General features: G+C 35.0%; 15 protein-coding genes. 7 read left to right on the top strand and 8 right to left on the bottom strand.

What is annotated here, in order from left to right:
* Window positions 1-3: 3 nt before the first annotated feature.
* From DNJ73_RS06110 to rimI, 5 genes are all read right to left on the bottom strand, one after another.
* On the bottom strand, window positions 4-636 hold the full coding sequence (locus DNJ73_RS06110; RefSeq protein ID WP_158466834.1) for a hypothetical protein: 633 nt from the start codon (window positions 634-636) through the stop codon (window positions 4-6).
* Window positions 637-639: 3 nt separating this feature from the next.
* Window positions 640-1,545, bottom strand: a complete 906-nt coding sequence (locus DNJ73_RS06105) for an alpha/beta fold hydrolase (RefSeq protein ID WP_158466833.1) — start codon at window positions 1,543-1,545, stop codon at window positions 640-642.
* Between the two features lie 12 nt (window positions 1,546-1,557).
* Window positions 1,558-2,670, bottom strand: coding sequence for an iron-containing alcohol dehydrogenase family protein (locus tag DNJ73_RS06100; protein WP_158466832.1), 1,113 nt, complete (start codon window positions 2,668-2,670; stop codon window positions 1,558-1,560).
* A 25-nt stretch (window positions 2,671-2,695) separates the two neighbouring features.
* Window positions 2,696-5,263 (bottom strand): ATP-dependent Clp protease ATP-binding subunit, encoded by a 2,568-nt coding sequence (locus tag DNJ73_RS06095; protein ID WP_158466831.1) that lies wholly within the window; start codon window positions 5,261-5,263, stop codon window positions 2,696-2,698.
* A gap of 192 nt (window positions 5,264-5,455) precedes the next feature.
* On the bottom strand, window positions 5,456-5,908 hold the full coding sequence (rimI, locus tag DNJ73_RS06090) for a ribosomal protein S18-alanine N-acetyltransferase (RefSeq protein ID WP_158466830.1): 453 nt from the start codon (window positions 5,906-5,908) through the stop codon (window positions 5,456-5,458).
* 97 nt (window positions 5,909-6,005) lie between these two features.
* Between rimI and lysA the strand changes: the two genes are divergently transcribed.
* The 6 genes from lysA to DNJ73_RS06060 all read left to right on the top strand — a co-directional run bounded on the left by lysA (window position 6,006) and on the right by DNJ73_RS06060 (window position 11,678).
* Window positions 6,006-7,370, top strand: coding sequence for a diaminopimelate decarboxylase (gene lysA, locus DNJ73_RS06085; RefSeq protein WP_158466829.1), 1,365 nt, complete (start codon window positions 6,006-6,008; stop codon window positions 7,368-7,370).
* Between the two features lie 29 nt (window positions 7,371-7,399).
* Window positions 7,400-8,302, top strand: a complete 903-nt coding sequence (cdaA, locus tag DNJ73_RS06080; protein ID WP_158466828.1) for a diadenylate cyclase CdaA — start codon at window positions 7,400-7,402, stop codon at window positions 8,300-8,302.
* Window positions 8,299-9,069, top strand: a complete 771-nt coding sequence (locus DNJ73_RS06075) for an isoprenyl transferase (protein WP_158466827.1) — start codon at window positions 8,299-8,301, stop codon at window positions 9,067-9,069. The genes cdaA and DNJ73_RS06075 overlap by 4 nt, the downstream gene beginning before the upstream one ends.
* 94 nt (window positions 9,070-9,163) lie before the next feature.
* Complete coding sequence (gene bioB / locus DNJ73_RS06070; protein WP_158466826.1) at window positions 9,164-10,222, top strand: biotin synthase BioB; 1,059 nt, start codon at window positions 9,164-9,166, stop codon at window positions 10,220-10,222.
* On the top strand, window positions 10,222-11,181 hold the full coding sequence (locus DNJ73_RS06065; RefSeq protein ID WP_158466825.1) for a rhodanese-related sulfurtransferase: 960 nt from the start codon (window positions 10,222-10,224) through the stop codon (window positions 11,179-11,181). Before bioB ends, DNJ73_RS06065 begins: the two co-directional genes overlap by 1 nt.
* A complete protein-coding gene (locus tag DNJ73_RS06060) occupies window positions 11,178-11,678 on the top strand; it encodes a hypothetical protein (RefSeq protein ID WP_158466824.1) in 501 nt (166 codons plus the stop codon). The genes DNJ73_RS06065 and DNJ73_RS06060 overlap by 4 nt, the downstream gene beginning before the upstream one ends.
* Before the next feature lie 17 nt (window positions 11,679-11,695).
* Here DNJ73_RS06060 and lipA read toward each other — a convergent pair whose 3' ends face one another.
* Both lipA and recR read right to left on the bottom strand, forming a co-directional pair.
* Window positions 11,696-12,619: a lipoyl synthase gene (gene lipA, locus DNJ73_RS06055; protein WP_158466823.1), complete on the bottom strand. Its 924-nt coding sequence runs from the start codon at window positions 12,617-12,619 to the stop codon at window positions 11,696-11,698.
* 12 nt (window positions 12,620-12,631) lie between these two features.
* Window positions 12,632-13,231: a recombination mediator RecR gene (gene recR / locus DNJ73_RS06050; RefSeq protein ID WP_158466822.1), complete on the bottom strand. Its 600-nt coding sequence runs from the start codon at window positions 13,229-13,231 to the stop codon at window positions 12,632-12,634.
* Between the two features lie 120 nt (window positions 13,232-13,351).
* Between recR and psbP the strand changes: the two genes are divergently transcribed.
* The gene (gene psbP / locus DNJ73_RS06045; protein ID WP_158466821.1) at window positions 13,352-13,897 is read left to right on the top strand and encodes a photosystem II reaction center PsbP; all 546 of its coding nucleotides are present in this window, start codon (window positions 13,352-13,354) and stop codon (window positions 13,895-13,897) included.
* Between the two features lies 1 nt (window position 13,898).
* On the opposite strand, the gene DNJ73_RS06040 is transcribed toward psbP, so the two are convergent.
* Complete coding sequence (locus tag DNJ73_RS06040; RefSeq protein ID WP_158466820.1) at window positions 13,899-15,680, bottom strand: ABC transporter ATP-binding protein; 1,782 nt, start codon at window positions 15,678-15,680, stop codon at window positions 13,899-13,901.
* Window positions 15,681-15,763 lie beyond the last annotated feature (83 nt).

Here is a 15,763-nt window from a genome sequence, read left to right as displayed (position 1 = left end):
TAATTAAATACTTAAAGTAGAATTAGCATGAATAATAATTAAATTATTTTTAATAGATACATCTTTAATCAATATCTTATCCTCAATAGGTATCTCAACTGAACTTTTATAGGATTTATTTTCTAGAAAAATCTTATCTTTCTCTACTTTTATATCAACATTTTCCTCTTCATTTATAATTTCATTATCTTTTGAAGCTTTAAATAAAATTTGATTATTTCTTATCTTTATGTCTTCTAATTTATTTTGATTTAATATTCCTTGAGCTAATAATTTACCAATCCAAGTCCAATTGTGGGAAAATAAAATAGTTTTTAATGAATTTTCAGATAATGAAACTTTAAATTTTATTTTACAATTATTTCTGAGATTTAATTCTTTATTATTAATCTTTAATATGATTTTCATATCATTAGCTTCCAATTCAATTTCATCAAATAAAAGGTCTTTATAATTTACATCTTTGGCTGTTATATTTATTTTTTTTATTATACCTTTAATGATTTGTATAGAACTAGATTCAATATCTATAGTTATATTACTAATGTTTTTGCACTCCTTTTTAAGTAATATTTTTATACCTTTTTCTAATAATTTAGCAAGAACTCCTTTCTTATGATTCTGCTTGAAGATCATTTGCTATTTAAAATTTTTCCAGGTTTCAGCTACTAATTGGGGTTCTTCAAGGTGGGGTAAATGTCCTGAATTCGTTGCTATTTGTATGCTGGAATTATAGATTTTGTTCGTTTTTTCCTTTTCATTCTTTGGAATAATTCTGTCGTGCTTCCCTAAAATAATTTTGAGAGGTTGAGTTGGTTTTGGGAGTCCACAATCGGATACACCTCCCTGTGCTGCAAAGTCTGCAAGAGAAGATTCCCATCCGGGAACTTTTAAATGTATTGAAGCTATTTGTTCTTCGGCAGGGCCAACACTTTTGGTTGGATGTGCAAATGCTTGTCTACACAATCCCCTACGGACATAAGTTTGGCTGAGGAAAAAAGCGCCAAAATGATTTAAGGGCCAGGGTATTTTTGGGTTTTTTCCTACTAAACCTGCTGGGGATAAAAGAAGTAATTTATCGACTCTTTTTGGGTTTTGTCTGGCTAACTCCAAAGCCAAAGCCCCTCCCATAGAAGCACCGATTACTCCTATAGGTTGATTGTCTGAAAAAAGGTCCAAAACAGAATTTAAATGTTTTATTAAATATTTAAATCCATATTTGTTGCCCCTAGATCTTGGACAAAAGCCAAATCCATATAGATCAGGAATAATTAATTTATTATTCTTTTTTAGAAAAGGTGTGAGACGTCTATATTCAAGAAAACAACTGTCAAAACCATGTAAAAGAAGTATTTTTTTTCCTCTACCTGTTATGACTGCTGGAAATAAATCTGATTCATTACATGAAATACCCTTTAATTTTATCCAATTTAGATCTTCAAAAAGCCTACTAGCTTGCTTATCAATAATTTGATCTTTTATATTTTTTATATAAGCTTTTGAAGCATTTGTTGGATTAATATGATTACTTCGTTCTTTGTTCAATGATCTTAAATATTATTTAAAAGTTATGTTGGAACTTGTAGGTAATGAATGATAATTTTCAATGGCTTCAAGAAGAACATTTTCATTAATTGGGAAAGGTAAATGATGTATGTCTGAGCCATCTTTACATGCAAATTTGCATGCTTTATGTAGCTGATCTGGAGTTGGACTTTTTAAAGAAATAGATTCTATAGAAATAGGCAAATTTAGTTGAGATAGGAAATTAATGAGTTGTGATTTAGCTTGTTTTGGTAATTGACTATTTGAATTCTTCTCTTCTAAATATAATTGTACGAGCAAACCAAATCCAACAAGTTCCCCATGAAGTGGTTTGTTTTTATAAGCCAATTGAGTTAATCCATTGTGTATTGAATGTGCCGCCGCTGTTCTGCATCTAACGCCTCCAAGTCCTCCAATTATTCCAGCTGTCAAAGCACATCCCTCAGCGACTGTTACCCAGGAGTTGCTTAGCGGATCCGTGAAAGCCTTGTAGCCATTTAAAAATAGCTGATCTCTTAAAACCCTGGCCATTTGAACTGCTTGTTGAACGAAGCCGTCTTGACTCGTACTACTTGTTAAGGATGATTCATACCATTTAGCAACAGCATCTGCAATGCCACTAGCTAAAGTTTTTGGTGGAGCAGCGCGCACAATGTTGTGATCGAAGATAAGTAAATTGGGACAGCTTTTTAAAGTTACATCTTTAATGAACTTTCCATCAGGGCTATAGATATTAGATAACGCAGTCCATCCGGCGCAAGTCGAAGCGCTTAGAGGAACAGTTATGCAATTGATGCCGAGTAAATCAGCAATTAACTTTCCTGCATCAAGGACCTTCCCCCCACCTGCGGCAATAATTCCATCACAATTGTTATTTATTGAAAATTGATATGCATTATTGATATCTAATTCACAACAATCGCTATCTAATTCATAAGAAATTGCATTAATACCTTTTGATATAAGATCAAGTTGAAATGAATCCCTTACATGCTTTGTTGAACTGCTTCTACCTAAAATTAAAGGCCTTTTAGTTAATTTATCAATTAGTTTTATCGATTTAATCCAAGCATCCTGTCCCTTTACTACTTTTAATGGTGAAATACAATGAATATTTAGGGTCATATATTAGTTGTTTGAATTTTTATAGTTAAACAGTAGCGCTTGCTAATTCTGGAGTTGAACTATCTTTTCCTAGATGTTTTACAACTACTTTTTTACTTTCATCAATATCTACTTCTGCTTTGTCTCCATCTTTTATCCTTCCAGATAAAACTTCTTCAGCAAGGCTATCTTCTAACAATCTCATTACTGCCCTTCTTAATGGTCTAGCTCCATAAGAAGGGTTATAACCTTCTTCAACTAATCTTTCTTTAAAATCGTCTGAGACAGTTAGAGAAATCCCTTTTTCTTTAATTCTTTGGAATACTTCTTTAAGCATGATTTCGGCTATGTCCTTAACTTCTTCTCTGGAGAGTTGTCTGAATACAATTATTTCATCTAATCTATTGAGGAACTCAGGTCGGAAATATTGCTTTAATTCTTCATTTACTAGAGATTTAATTCTGTTGTATTGAGTATCTTCTAGGTTTTCACCAGAGAATTCAAATCCTAGCCCACCACCACCTTTTTCTATAACTTTAGAGCCAATATTGGAGGTCATTATTATTAAAGTATTTTTGAAATCAACAGTTCTACCTTTTGAATCTGTCAATCTACCTTCTTCGAGGAGTTGAAGTAGAAGATTAAATACATCTGGATGAGCTTTTTCTATTTCATCGAATAAAACGACTGTATAAGGCCTTCTTCTAACCGCTTCTGTTAATTGACCACCTTCATTGAATCCAACATATCCAGGAGGGGAACCAATCAATTTGCTAACAGTATGCCTTTCCATAAATTCAGACATATCTAGTCTAATCATGGCTTCTTCGCTACCAAAGAAATAGGCTGCTAAAGCTTTAGTTAGTTCAGTTTTTCCTACACCTGTTGGGCCAGAAAAAATAAAACTAGCAATTGGTCTGTTTGGATTTTTAAGACCAACTCTTGCTCTCCTTATAGCTTTAGAAACGGCCTTAACAGCTTCGTCTTGACCGATCAATCTTTGATGCAATGTATCTTCCATATTTAGAAGTTTGACTGATTCACTCTCCGTTAATTTCTGTACAGGAACACCTGTCCATGAAGCTACGATATGAGCAATATCTTCTTCGTTGACTATAGGTTGAGAAACTTTTAATTCATCTGGTTGAGAAGTTATTTGATCTGCTTTTTCTTGAATTGTATCTTTCTTTTCACCAGAATCTGATTCGGCATTTGATGAGTTTTTTTGTCTTAGGTTTTGTAAAAGGTTTCTGATTTTATCTCTAAGTTCAACTTCTTTTTCTCTAAGTTCCCCAGCCTGTGTGAAATTTTGATCTCTTATGGCTTCTTCTTTATTTTTCTGAATTTTCCTTAATTCTTTATCAACCTCTTTTGCTTCCGGGGGTAACTTGGAATTAAGTAAACGAACTCTGCTTCCTGCTTCATCTATTAGGTCAATTGCTTTGTCGGGTAAAAAACGATCTGAAATATATCTATCACCAAGATTTGCAGCAGCATCTAATGCTTCATCAGTAATTTTTAATCTGTGATGTTGTTCATATCTCTCTCTTAGACCTCTAAGAATTTCAATTGTATCTTTAATTGAAGGTTCTCCAATCATTACGGGCTGAAATCTTCTTTCTAATGCAGCATCTCTTTCAATATGCTTGCGATATTCATCTAAAGTTGTAGCGCCAATACACTGTAATTCACCTCTTGCTAGAGCTGGCTTTAAAATATTTGCAGCATCAATAGCCCCCTCAGCAGCACCTGCTCCAATTAGCGTATGAACTTCATCAATAACTAAAATTACGTTTCCAGCAGACTTTATTTCTTCCATTATCTTTTTCAATCTTTCTTCAAACTCACCTCTATATTTTGTTCCTGCCACAAGTAGACCGATATCAAGAGTTAGTACTCTTTTTTCTTCGAGAATATCAGGAATATTTCCTTGTTGAATTCTCTGAGCAAGTCCCTCGGCAATAGCTGTTTTTCCTACCCCTGGTTCTCCTATTAAAACCGGATTGTTTTTAGTCCTTCTACCCAAAATTTGAATTACACGATCGATTTCTTCGTACCTCCCAACTACAGGATCGAGCTTTGATTCACTAGCTAGCTTAGTAAGGTTAGTGCCAAATTCATCAAGAGTTGCAGTTTTTGCTGATCCTTTTGATGATCCAGAACCAGTGGTTACTTCAGCTGTTTCACCGAGCATGCGAACAACTTGTGTCCTTACTTTTGTAAGATCTACGCCTAAGTTTTCAAGAACTCTTGCTGCAACACCTTCGCCTTCTCTAATAAGGCCAAGCAAAAGATGTTCAGTTCCAATGTAATTATGACCAAGTTGTCGAGCTTCTTCTAGTGAAAGCTCAAGCACTCTCTTGGCTCTTGGTGTGAAAGGAATTTCTACTGCAACGAAGCCTGATCCTCTTCCTATTATTTTTTCAACTTCTACTCTTGAGTCTTTTAAATTAACTCCCATAGATTTAAGAACTTTAGCTGCAACTCCAGTTCCTTCTCCAATTAGACCCAAGAGGATTTGTTCAGTTCCTACAAAATTATGCCCAAGGCGTCTTGCTTCTTCTTGAGCAAGCATGATCACTTTTATTGCCTTTTCTGTAAACCTCTCAAACATTTAGCTCTTGCCATTAACTATTTAACCTAATTTATCAGGGTTAAGTGTGAAATGTGTACGGTTAGGCTTTTTTTTATAAAGGGTAAATATTAAGTGTTTGTTGAAAAAGAATTAAATGTATTTATTGATGCAAAGGCCAATAAAAATATTTGTTTTTGACTTCGGTTAACCGTACTTAAATTATTGCTTTTATTATTTTTTAAATAATCCTTTAGTGAGGATTAGAGCATCGCTCCCATCTTTATAGAAATTGGATCTATGACCTACAATTTTGAATCCCATTGATTTGTAAAAAGATTTAGCTTCTTCGTTTCTGTCTTTAACTTCTAAAATTATGTGTTTTGTTGAAAGAGCCTTTGCACGTTTAATTAAGTCTGAGATTAGAACTTTTCCAATTCCTTTTCTTTTATGTATGGGATGAACAGCAATTGATGTTATGTGTAATTCATCTGTTACTAACCATGCAGAACATAGACCAAGAAGTTTTTTAGTTTCAATATCTATCGTTCCTAGGCAAATCCTTTTAGGATCAGTAAGTTCTCTTTGCCATTGATCTTTTGTCCAAAGGCCTTTTAATGATTTTTGATCCAAGTCAAAACAATCATTTAAATGCATTTCCTCAAGTTGGATTATTTTGAGATTCATAACCAACTTTTAATTGTTTAAGCGGTCTTTCTTCAAAAAGAATACTAATTGGTTGATTGATCCCTAGATTGGCTAAATATTGAAGTAAAAACTTCCCATGCTAGGCCCAAAAGCTTATGAACCCAATAGGGATATTTATAGTCCAAATCGAAATATAGCTCCTATCTCTTCAGAAATTAATGAGAGTGAGAAATTAATAGTAGGAGGCTGTCAACTAAGTGAACTTGCAAAAACATATGGAACACCTCTATATGTTTTTGATGAGTTATCACTTAGGACTGCCTGTAAAACTTATATTGATTCTTTAAATAAGCATTATCCAGGAGATTCTCTTCCTTTATACGCTTCAAAAGCTAATAGCTCTTTGGCAATTTGTGCACTTATTGCTTCTGAAGGATTTGGACTCGATGCAGTTTCAGAAGGTGAATTACTAACGGCCTTGAAGGGTGGTGTAAAAGGCGAGAATATTGTTTTTCATGGAAATAACAAATCTCACGATGAATTAAATTTTGCCTATAAAAATAATGTGACAATAGTTATAGATAATCATCACGACATTGAGTTATTAAAAATCATTGCTTCTGAAAAAAAACCAGCGAAATTAATGTTGCGGTTTACTCCTGGAATTGAATGCCATACACATGAATATATTCGAACAGGACATTTAGACAGCAAATTTGGTTTTGATCCTGATGATGTGAAGTCGGTTTTAGAAGAATTAAAGACATACGATTGGGCCAAATTAACTGGTTTACATGCTCATATAGGATCTCAAATTTTTGAAGTTCAACCGCATATTGATCTCGCTGGAGTTATGGCTGATACTTTAAAGCTTGCCAAGGAAATCGGTCATTCCATAGTTGATTTGAATTTGGGTGGAGGTCTTGGTATTAAATATGTTCAAGAAGACAATCCTCCCTCAATTGAAGAATGGGTTGAAGTTGTTTCTAAAGCTGTCGTCAAAGCATGTGGAGAAAGAAATTTAGATTTACCAAGATTAATGTGTGAACCTGGGAGATCTCTGGTAGCTAATTCTGGGCTTACTATTTATCAGATTGGAGCAAAAAAAGTTGTTCCTGGAATAAGAACCTATTTATCAGTTGATGGAGGGATGAGCGATAATCCCCGTCCAATAACTTACCAATCACTTTACAGTGCTTGCTTAGTAGACAAACCATTGAATTTAAATTTAGAAAAAGTCACTATTGCAGGAAAACATTGTGAGTCAGGAGATGTTTTATTGAAAGATTTTTACCTTCCGTCTTGTGAAAGTGGTGATTTCCTTGCCGTATTTGGAACAGGAGCTTACAACTATTCAATGAGTTCGAATTACAACAGAATTCCTAGACCTGCCACAGTAATAGTTGGAGAAGGTTGTGTAGAGTTAACACAAAGAAGAGAGCTTCCTGAAGATCTATTGCAATTAGATGTATTACCTGATCGCTTTATTACCAAGAATTAGGTAAGTTGAAATAACGTTGGGGTATAGGAGTGAACTTTTGGTGGCTTATAAACTTGCGTGTCCTCCTTGATGTCTTATTTGCTTCAGCTCTTGGGGTCCTCCTTTTTACAAGAGTTAAAGAACAAAGGACATTGTGGCTTTTAAGAGGCTATCTCTTTTTAGTTTCATTAGCGTGGTTTGTTCAGCGGTTTGCGAATTTACCAATCACTTCAAAACTGGTAGATGCATTGGTATTGGCCTGCTCATTATCTTTAGCAATTTTGTGGCAAGGAGAGCTAAGGCGATTGATGGAATTATTAGGAACTGGAAGATTAGCTGTAATTCTTGGTAATACTCAAAAAGAATTTAGAGCAAGCTCAAATACTTTTGCTCAATTAACTGAAGCTGCAGGGCGCTTATCGCAAAATAGAAAAGGGGCATTAATCGTTGTTGACATGGGGAGTGACTTGCGTCCTGAAGATTTTCTTTTCCCCGGTGTTCCAATAGATGCTCAATTGTCATCTGAGTTGTTATTAAATCTTTTCGCGGCAGATACTCCTCTTCATGATGGAGCTGTTTTGGTAAAGGGAAATAGAATTATCTCAGCAGGAGTTATTTTGCCGCTTTCGAGGCAAGGAATAAGTAGATATGGGACTAGACATTTGGCGGCTCTGGGGATAACTGAACGATTTGATAGATGTATTTGTGTTGTGGTTTCAGAAGAATCAGGTACCTTATCTTTAGCAAGTCAAGGACGACTGGAGAGACCAATCACTAGCAGTCGATTACTTGATCTTCTGAAAGATTTTTTGGATCCTTCAAATCCCTCTGCATCTAAGTCCACCAGCACGAATTCTTCATTGAAATCGACTTCTTCTACTATTGAACCTAAAGTTGGTCAGTCTAGAGTTAATCTTGGGAACAGTAATGACAGTAAGGAGTCTTTGAATTGACTTACCCTTCTGTAATAAGCAGCTCTAATACTAAAGAGGTATATCCATTACCTAAAGAATTGGATCGTCTTCGTATGCCTGATCACATTGCTGTGATTATGGATGGTAATGGCAGGTGGGCAAAAGCAAAGGGGTTGCCAAGAACAATTGGTCATACCGCTGGAGTTGAGGCGCTAAAAGCTACTTTGCGCTTATGTAGTAATTGGGGGATAGGAGCTCTTACTGTTTATGCTTTCTCAACTGAAAACTGGTCTAGACCGAATGAAGAAGTGAATTTCTTGATGACACTTTTTGAAAGTGTTCTTAAACGTGAATTGTCTAATTTAAAACTTGAAGAAGTAAAAATTAATTTTTTAGGTGATCTTGATCCATTGCCAGTCTCATTAAAAGACTTGATCAATGAGTCGGTTAAGTCAACTTTAAATAACAAAGGAATACGCTTTAATATTTGTACCAATTATGGAGGTCGTAGAGAGTTAGTACTTGCTGCTCAAAAGTTGGCTGAGCGATCGGTAAAAGGAGAATTAGATCCTTCTTTGATAGATGAAAATGTATTCGCTTCTGAATTGTTTACCGCAAGTGAGGTTGATCCAGACTTGCTTATTAGAACTAGTGGTGAAAAAAGGATAAGTAATTTTCTATTATGGCAATTAGCTTATGCAGAAATACATGTGACAGATGTCTTTTGGCCAGATTTTAATGCAGATGCTCTAACAAAGGCACTTCTTGACTATCAGTCAAGAAGAAGAAGATTTGGAGGTGTATGACTAAATTAATTGGATATATTGATTTCTATGATTTTTTATTGATTATCAGCTAAAACTAAATAACAATAAAATTTTTTTATATTAAAATTCTTTTATGACAATTATTAATCACAATATTAAAGAATCTAATAAATTCAGTATAAAGAAGGACTCTTTTTTTAATTTTAATAAAATAAAGGGAGGTGATATTAGACATGATTGGTCCATAAAAGAAGTTAAAGAGATACTCGAATTACCATTAATGGATTTATTGTGGAGAGCACAAATAATTCACAGGTCTTACAATCCAGGTTATAAGGTTCAATTAGCTTCTCTTCTAAGCGTAAAGACAGGGGGGTGTTCAGAGGACTGCGCATATTGCCCACAATCTGTACATAATGAAACTAAAGTTGAACCTATCCCTTCTCTTCAAGTTAAGTCAGTCCTTGAGAGGGCAAGAGCCGCTAAAGATGCAGGAGCAGACAGATTTTGTATGGGTTGGGCTTGGCGAGAAATAAAGGATGGAAACTCTTTCGATTCAATGCTTGAAATGGTTAGAGGTGTTAGAGAACTTGGCCTTGAAGCATGTGTCACCGCTGGAATGATAACTGATTCTCAGGCTTCTCGATTGGCAGAAGCTGGGTTAACGGCTTACAACCATAATTTAGATACCAGTCCTGAACATTATTCCAATATTATTTCAACAAGAACATATCACGATCGACTTGAAACATTGAGAAGAGTACGAATGGCTGGTATTACAGTGTGTTGTGGTGGAATTATAGGGATGGGAGAATCTGTATCTGATAGAGCATCTTTACTAAAAGTCTTGGCGACTTTAGATCCACATCCTGAGAGTGTTCCTATTAATGCGTTGGTGGCTGTTGAGGGAACACCTATGGAGGATCTATCTTCTATTGATCCATTAGAGATGGTTCGGATGGTTGCTACAGCAAGGATAATTATGCCTAAGAGTCGAATCAGACTTAGTGCAGGAAGACAACAACTTGGTAGGGAGGCTCAAATTCTATGTCTACAATCTGGAGCTGATTCGATTTTTTATGGAGATACACTTTTGACAACTAGTAATCCCGAGGTTGAAGTGGACCGTAAGCTTTTAGCTGATGCGGGCGTTAAAGCAAACTTTGCTCAAGAATACAAGAACAATTATTAATGAAGACAGATGATAATTTCAAAAAATTAAAATACAAAGTTGCTGCGTTCTACAATTTCATATCGATTGTTGATACAGATATTCTTTTGATTAAAGAAGAATTGTCGGAATTATCAGAGAACAAAGAAATAAAAGGAACTATCTTAATAGCTTCTGAAGGAGTTAATGGTACTGTTTGTGGAACAGAAAATGCGATTACTCAATTTATTGAATTATTAATGAATTTATTAAAGATTTCTGATATTAATGTTAAATATAGTTGGACTGAAAAACAGGCATTTAGACGCTTCAAGGCGCGTAAGAAAAAAGAAATAGTTACGATTGGGCTTAAACAAATTAATCCTAAGAAATGTGTAGGTAAATATATAAAAGCTGATGAATGGAATGAGTTTCTAGAAGATCCAAATACTGTCGTTATTGATACTCGGAATGAGTATGAAATAAAAATTGGAAATTTCAAAGGAGCTCTAAATCCTCATACAAGCTCATTTCGTGAATTTCCTGCATGGGTTCAAAAGCATTTAAAACCTTTAATAAAAGAGAATCCCTCCTTGAAAATAGGTATGTATTGTACAGGTGGAATAAGATGCGAAAAGGCCACCTCTTATTTAATAGAGGAAGGTTTTTCTGATGTACATCATCTTGAGGGTGGAATACTGAAATATCTAGAAGATGTCTCTCATGAGAAAAGTTTATGGGATGGTGAGTGCTATGTTTTTGATCAACGTGTCTCTTTAGATCATGATCTATCACCAGGTTCTCACAGGATGTGTCATGCTTGTGGATTACCTATTTCCCCTGAGGATTTGAAAAAGCCAACGTATATAAAAGGCTTACAATGTGAGGCTTGTGTAAATAAATTTACAGATAGCGACAGAGCTAGATTTGCGGAAAGACAACGTCAAATTGATGAAATAATGAAACGTCTACCTGAAAATTCTATATGGCCATCCTCATGACTAAAGTTAATTTAACTCTATTAGAGAAAGAAGCATCTGATAGAGGTTTGTTGCTGCGAATACAAGTTAGAAGACCTCTGAATATTTGGTCTCTTAGACTAGTTGTTGGCGAAATAACTAGTAAGGATAAAGTCCAATTATGGGGTGAAATGAAAGGATGGGCATATCAAACTACTAAGGGACTTCAACTTGATACTATGAAGGTTAGTAAGAAAGCTAATTCTAAAGTAGGTGATTTGGTTTGGGCTGCAACTATGGCTTGGGCTTTAGAAGAAACGCCATGTAGAAGTGCTAGATTATTAGCTATTTACGACGAGAATAATCAACACGAAATCTTGCAACGATACTTTCGTAGGCGTGGATTTAATACTGTGCGTTCAGTTGGATCTTCTCCTTTGGACTTGCCTTTGAGACTTGTATGGGGAGGTGCAGGTGCATTTATGGTAGGTAATTGTGAGACAGTCCTTGAAAGAAGTTATCGGAGTTGGTCGGAGTAATTAACTTTTCAAGGAGATTAATTTAGGGTGTCATTTGCATGGTAACTGCTTCTTACTAATGGACCGCTATTTACTTTCTTAAAACCTAATCTCTTTGCTATTTCTGCAAAATCATTGAATTTTGTAGGTGACCAATAATGAGAAACTGGAATGTGAGCAAGTGAAGGTCGTAAATATTGACCGATTGTCAGATATTGACAATCGACTTCTCTAAGGTCTTTAAGTGTTTGAATTATTTCATGAAATTGTTCTCCGAGTCCTAGCATTATTCCTGATTTTGTGGGAATTTTTGGAGCAATTTCCCTGGCTGATTTTAGAAGGTTTAGTGAATGTTCGTAAGTAGCTCCTCTTCTAACTTCTTTTTGAAGTCTCTTGACAGTTTCAAGATTATGGTTGAAGCAAATAGGATCAGCCGAAAGAACCAGCTTAAGTCGCTCTTTTTGTTTTTCGTTATTGTTGTTGTTATTGCCACCCCAGAAATCTGGTGTTAGCACCTCTATATCGACATTAGGATTCAATGATCTTATTGCATCCATTGTTGTTGTGAATAGACTGGCACCATGATCAGCTAAATCATCTCGTGCAACTGCGGTTAATACCACATATTTGAGCCCCAAGACCTGAACGGCATGAGCAACTTTTTTTGCTTCAAAAATATTTACTTTCTCGGGTGATTTTCCTTTCTCTACCTGGCAAAATGCACAACTCCTTGTACAGATTGAGCCACCTAATAAAAAAGTAGCCGTACCAGCTGCATAACATTCACCTCGGTTTGGACATCTACCTTCCTCACAGATTGTATGTAATCTGTTTTCCTTCACTAGCTTTTGAACTTTTTCTAGTTGAGATGCATTACCTATAGATGGCTTGATCCAATTAGGTAAACGTTCTTCTGGGAGAAAGCTGCTATATTTTGATTTTTTTCTTGTGGTTGCGGTCATTTTGTTTGATGATTAATCTAGATCTCTGCGTCCTTCTAAAGCACGCGAAAGTGTTACCTCGTCCGCATATTCCAGTTCGCTTCCAACAGGAAGTCCGTAAGCAATACGAGTTACTTTTGTGAAAGGTTTTAATAGTCTTCCAACATAAAGACTAGTAGTATCCCCCTCAATACTGGGTGTTAAGGCAAGTATGACTTCTTTTACATTTTCTTTATCCACCCTTCTTATGAGACTTGATATTTCAAGCATTTCTGGTCCAATGCCATCCATCGGAGAAATTAGTCCACCAATTACATGATAAAGGCCTTTGTACTCTCGAGTTCGCTCTAGTGCAAGTAAATCTTTTGACTCGGCAACAACGCAAATGAGATTTTGATTTCTTTGTTTATTTAGGCAAATTTCGCATTGTTCTCCTGAAGTTAAATGAAAACACTTCTTACATTGACCTACTTGACTCTTTGCATTGACTAGAGCTTCAGAAAACAGTCTTATTTTCTCCTCTGGCTGACGCAATAGATGCAAAGCTAATCTTTGAGCAGTTCTTGGGCCTATCCCAGGCAATTGCTCAAATTGATCAATCAATTTTGATAATGGTTTTGTGAAGCCGCTCAGAGTTCAGAAGCAATTAACTTGAATTTAGTCAGAGTTTTATCTGGGTTGCACTAATTTAAAAAAGATTACCGTCAGTTAAATTAGAAATGTATCAAAATAGTGATGCTTGAGTCTCTCAAAATGATCAAATTTCTACGAACATCTTTTAAATCCCTATTGGCCATAGCTCTAGTCTTGACACTCGCAGCATGTTCTACGGGAGGAGCCGCAGGGCTGGAACCATTCAAAAGTCAAGATGGAAGATATGGTTTCCTTTTCCCAACAGGGTGGACTAGAGTTGCTGTCGATAATGGCCCAGAGGTTGTTTATCATGATTTGATCAACTCTGATGAAACTCTCAGTCTTGTTATTTCTAAGTTAGAGAATGAAGTTGATTTAGATGATTTGGGTGGGGCGGATGCTGTTGGGGAAAGACTCTTTGGTGAAAAAAATAGCAATAATCCTATTCAACTTATTGATGCATCAGAGAGAAAAGTTGATGAACGCAAATTTTATGATCTTGAATATTCAGTTGTTTTAGAAGAAAATAGTAGGCACGAAATTGCTACTGTCGTCGTAGATAGAGGTTATTTATATACTCTTGCTGCAAGCTCCAGTGAACAACGTTGGTCAAAAATGCAAGACACTTTTAAAAGAGTAGTTAGCTCTTTTACTTTTTTTATCTAATTTAACTATTATTTTCACCAGCTTGAATTTTCCAAAGGTAGTAATAGAAATCTTTGTTTTTCAGAAGAGAAACATGTGTTCCTTTCTCTATGATTTTACCTTTATCTAAAACTATAATTTCGTCAGCATCTATTACAGTGCTTAAACGATGTGCAATAACAATTGTAGTACAACTTTTTGTTATTTTATTTAGAGATCTTTGAATCGCGGCCTCAGTTTCATTGTCTACAGATGCTGTGGCCTCATCTAATATTAATATTGGAGCATTTTTTAAAATTGCCCTAGCAATAGCAATTCTTTGTCTTTGTCCACCAGATAACTTTTGTCCTCTTTCTCCAACTATGGTTTTTAGACCTTGTGGCAGTTGGTTAATAAATTCTGATGCTTCCGCAATGTCTGCAGCATTTTTAATTTTTGGTTTATCAATATTTTGTGACCCATAAGAAATATTTTCTTCAATTGTACCTTGGAACAAATATGTTTCCTGGCTTACTAGTGCAATACAACGTCGTAGACTTTTTAAATCCAATGATTCAATTGAGTTTCCATCAATTTCTATAGAACCTTTGCTAATTTTATATAGCCTCAATAATAGTTTTATAAGTGTACTTTTGCCAGAACCGGTAGCTCCTACAATGCCTATTTTTTTGCCAGGACTAATATCTAAATTAAAGTTTTTGATAACTTGAGATCGCCCTTGATATGTAAAATCTATATTTTTAAATTTGATTTCACCTCGAACATTATTAGGATCTAATTTAACTTTCCCAGTTTTAATTTTAATTGGAGTATCTATTAAATCTAAAACCCTATTTGTTGAGGCCATTGATCTTTGATAATCATCCAAAATATGCCCTAATGTCGTTAAGGGCCATAATAATCTTTGAGTAATAAATACTAAAAAACTGTAGGTTCCTACTGGCATTAATCCTTTCCAAGTTTGGAAGCCTCCAGCAATTAATATTGCAAGGAATGCGAATAGGATTGCGAATCTAATTAATGGGATAAATGCTGCTGATAACTTAATTGCCTTTCTATTACTTTCTTGATATGAATTACTATCTAATCTTAATCTTTTAAGTTCCCAATCCTCAGTAGCGAAACTTTTTATAGTAAGCATTCCACTTAGGTTATTATTAAGTCTTGAGGCAAGATCTCCAGCTCTATCTCTGACTTCACGATAACGTGGTGCTAAGCTTTTCTGAAAATTAATAGATCCCCAAAGAATAAATGGAATAGGGATGAATGCTAGTAATGCAATGCCGGGAGCTAATAAAATCATTGTCCCACCAACAATAAAAACAGTAATTATTAATTGAATAATCTTATTAGCTCCTTCATCCAAGAATCTTTCTAGTTGATTGATATCGTCATTCAGTACAGTCATAAGCCTTCCTGTATTATCGGATTCAAAAAATGTCATCTCTAATTTTTGCAAATGGTCATATGCTTTGATTCTTAAATAGTGCTGTGTCTTTTGAGCTAAATTTCTCCACATTAAGCCATACAAATATTCGAAGAATGATTCAGCTGTCCAAATCAAAAATGAAATTACTGCAAGTGCAATTAACTGATCTGGAACAGTATTAAAGCCAATTGAACCAAGCCATGAACTTTCTTTTCTTACTACTACATCAACAGATATACCAATTAATACCGGTGGTGCTAGATCAAAAAATTTATTTAATATAGAACAAGTAATAGCTGAATAAATTAGATGCTTTTGACTTTTAAGATTACCCAAAAGTCTTATTAGTGGTTTATTTGATTTTGAATTAATCATTGTATGAAGGTTCCTTTTAATTAGAGATTAAATTCCTCTGTGGTTTTATCTCTGCAGAAAATACGTGAGTTTTTTATCGAAGA

Source organism: Prochlorococcus marinus XMU1408 (assembly GCF_003208055.1).
Taxonomy (GTDB): domain Bacteria; phylum Cyanobacteriota; class Cyanobacteriia; order PCC-6307; family Cyanobiaceae; genus Prochlorococcus_B; species Prochlorococcus_B marinus_A.
The sequence above is the reverse complement of the archived record's forward strand: the minus strand, read 5'-3'. Positions and strand labels throughout refer to the sequence as shown.

What these genes read in the sequence shown, in the direction of transcription:
- DNJ73_RS06100 (WP_158466832.1), bottom strand. Translation starts at nt 2,670, where the DNA reads ATGACCCTAAATATTCATTGTATTTCACCATTAAAAGTAGTAAAGGGA.
- lysA (WP_158466829.1), top strand. Translation starts at nt 6,006, where the DNA reads ATGCTAGGCCCAAAAGCTTATGAACCCAATAGGGATATTTATAGTCCA.
- rimI (WP_158466830.1), bottom strand. Translation starts at nt 5,908, where the DNA reads ATGAATCTCAAAATAATCCAACTTGAGGAAATGCATTTAAATGATTGT.
- DNJ73_RS06065 (WP_158466825.1), top strand. Translation starts at nt 10,222, where the DNA reads ATGAAGACAGATGATAATTTCAAAAAATTAAAATACAAAGTTGCTGCG.
- DNJ73_RS06040 (WP_158466820.1), bottom strand. Translation starts at nt 15,680, where the DNA reads ATGATTAATTCAAAATCAAATAAACCACTAATAAGACTTTTGGGTAAT.
- psbP (WP_158466821.1), top strand. Translation starts at nt 13,352, where the DNA reads ATGATCAAATTTCTACGAACATCTTTTAAATCCCTATTGGCCATAGCT.
- DNJ73_RS06060 (WP_158466824.1), top strand. Translation starts at nt 11,178, where the DNA reads ATGACTAAAGTTAATTTAACTCTATTAGAGAAAGAAGCATCTGATAGA.
- lipA (WP_158466823.1), bottom strand. Translation starts at nt 12,619, where the DNA reads ATGACCGCAACCACAAGAAAAAAATCAAAATATAGCAGCTTTCTCCCA.
- bioB (WP_158466826.1), top strand. Translation starts at nt 9,164, where the DNA reads ATGACAATTATTAATCACAATATTAAAGAATCTAATAAATTCAGTATA.
- DNJ73_RS06110 (WP_158466834.1), bottom strand. Translation starts at nt 636, where the DNA reads ATGATCTTCAAGCAGAATCATAAGAAAGGAGTTCTTGCTAAATTATTA.
- DNJ73_RS06095 (WP_158466831.1), bottom strand. Translation starts at nt 5,263, where the DNA reads ATGTTTGAGAGGTTTACAGAAAAGGCAATAAAAGTGATCATGCTTGCT.